3 protein-coding genes and 1 pseudogene are annotated in these 1,577 nt (G+C 63.7%); all 4 read right to left on the bottom strand.

Annotated elements, in window-relative coordinates; all coding sequences use genetic code 11:
• Window positions 1–472, bottom strand: a 472-nt coding sequence (locus EN935_RS35305) for an S-adenosylmethionine:tRNA ribosyltransferase-isomerase (protein ID WP_164771655.1), incomplete at its 3' end; no start/stop codon positions are given.
• Window positions 472–921 carry a DMT family transporter gene (locus EN935_RS35300; RefSeq protein ID WP_127263078.1) on the bottom strand — a complete coding sequence of 150 codons (450 nt, stop codon included), beginning with the start codon at window positions 919–921 and terminating at the stop codon, window positions 472–474. The genes EN935_RS35305 and EN935_RS35300, both read right to left, overlap by 1 nt.
• 12 nt (window positions 922–933) lie before the next feature.
• A complete protein-coding gene (locus tag EN935_RS35295) occupies window positions 934–1,446 on the bottom strand; it encodes a peptidylprolyl isomerase (RefSeq protein WP_109669164.1) in 513 nt (170 codons plus the stop codon).
• Between the two features lie 27 nt (window positions 1,447–1,473).
• Window positions 1,474–1,577 (bottom strand): annotated as a pseudogene (locus tag EN935_RS42475) (peptidylprolyl isomerase); the annotation flags it as partial.

Raw genomic sequence — 1,577 nt, 5'->3', positions numbered from 1 at the left:
GAATATGGCCGACAGCGTGCAGTGCCTCGTCGAGAAATGGCCCCGACAGGTCGAAGCCAAGCAGTGCTTCGCCGCCCTCGCCTTTCTCGATCACCGTGGCGTCGAGCTGGCCGAGGAAACAGGAATTGCCGTCATGGCCGAAATGGATGCGGTCGCCTGCAGCGATTCGCTTGCCCGGCCTCATGAAGGCCAGCCAGCGATCCGGTGCCATGCGCATATGCAGGGTGGCCTCGACCTGCGCCGCCGCCTCGCCGCGCCGCCTGATGCCTTTGAGCTGCGCCGGAATGACCTTGGTGTCGTTGAAAACCAGCACGTCGCCGGCCCTGAGCAGGGACGGCAGGTCGCCCACCCTGCGGTCATCGAGCCCTTCGCCTGACTTGACCACCAGCATCTTGGCGCTGTCGCGCGGGTCCGCCGGGCGAAGCGCGATGCGCTCCTCCGGCAGGTCGAAGTCGAAGAGGTCGACGCGCATCAGTAGAGCCGGACGAGCAGCGCTCCGGCCAGCAGCAGCACCGCGCCGGCGATGCGGCCGAGCGAGATTTCACGCACCGCGACGCCGAGGAAGCCGACGCGGTCGATGAGCATGCCGGCCAGCAACTGGCCGGCGACCAGAAACGCCATCAGCGCGGCGGCGCCGATGCGCGGCGTCAGAATCGTCGACAGCGTGACATAGAAGCCGCCGAGCATGCCGCCGGCTACGAACAGCCAGGGCGCCGGCGCTTTCCAGTCGAGCGAGATGCCTTGCAGCTTCACCACCGTAGCGGAGATGATGCCGAGCACGATCGCGCCCGACAGGAACGAAAACGCAGCCGCCGCGACCGGGAGACCCAAGCCGCGCGCCAACTGCGAATTGATCGGTGCCTGAATGGCAATGAAGGCGCCGGACAGGATGCCGAGAAGCGACCAGACGACGCCCATCATTGTCGTTTAACCTTACTTGACGTCGGCCGCGACCTTCAGCGACACGATCTTGTCGGGATCCTGCACCGGCTCCCCGCGCTTGATCTTGTCGACATTGTCCATGCCTTCGATGACCTGGCCCCAGACCGTATACTGACGGTTGAGGAAGGCGGCATCGTCAAAGCAGATGAAGAACTGCGAATTGGCCGAGTTCGGGTTCTGCGACCGGGCCATCGAGCAGGTGCCGCGGCCATGGTTGGCGTTGGAGAATTCAGCCTTCAAATCCGGCTTTTCCGAGCCGCCCATGCCCGCGCGGGATGGAGCGAATGTCGGCTTCGAGGAATTGCCGAACTTGACGTCGCCGGTCTGCGCCATGAAGCCTTCGATGACGCGGTGAAAGACCACGCCGTCATAGGCGCCTTCGCGGGCCAGTTCCTTGATGCGGGCGACATGGCCGGGCGCCAGGTCGGGGAAAAGTTCGATGACGACCTTGCCCTTGGTCGTTTCCATGATGAGCGCGTTCTCGCGGTCCTTGATTTCGGCCATGTCAGATATCCTTTTGAGAAAACAGAGTTATTTGTCGGCAGCGATGCGCACCTTGATCATCCGGTCGGGATCGGAGACCGTGCCGTTGTCCGCCTGGTCGCCCTTCTTGATGTGATCCACCAGTTCCATGC

Origin of the sequence: Mesorhizobium sp. M7D.F.Ca.US.004.03.1.1 (assembly GCF_003998635.1) — a bacterium.
Taxonomy (GTDB): domain Bacteria; phylum Pseudomonadota; class Alphaproteobacteria; order Rhizobiales; family Rhizobiaceae; genus Mesorhizobium; species Mesorhizobium loti.
This window is presented reverse-complemented; position numbering and strand designations above follow the sequence as displayed.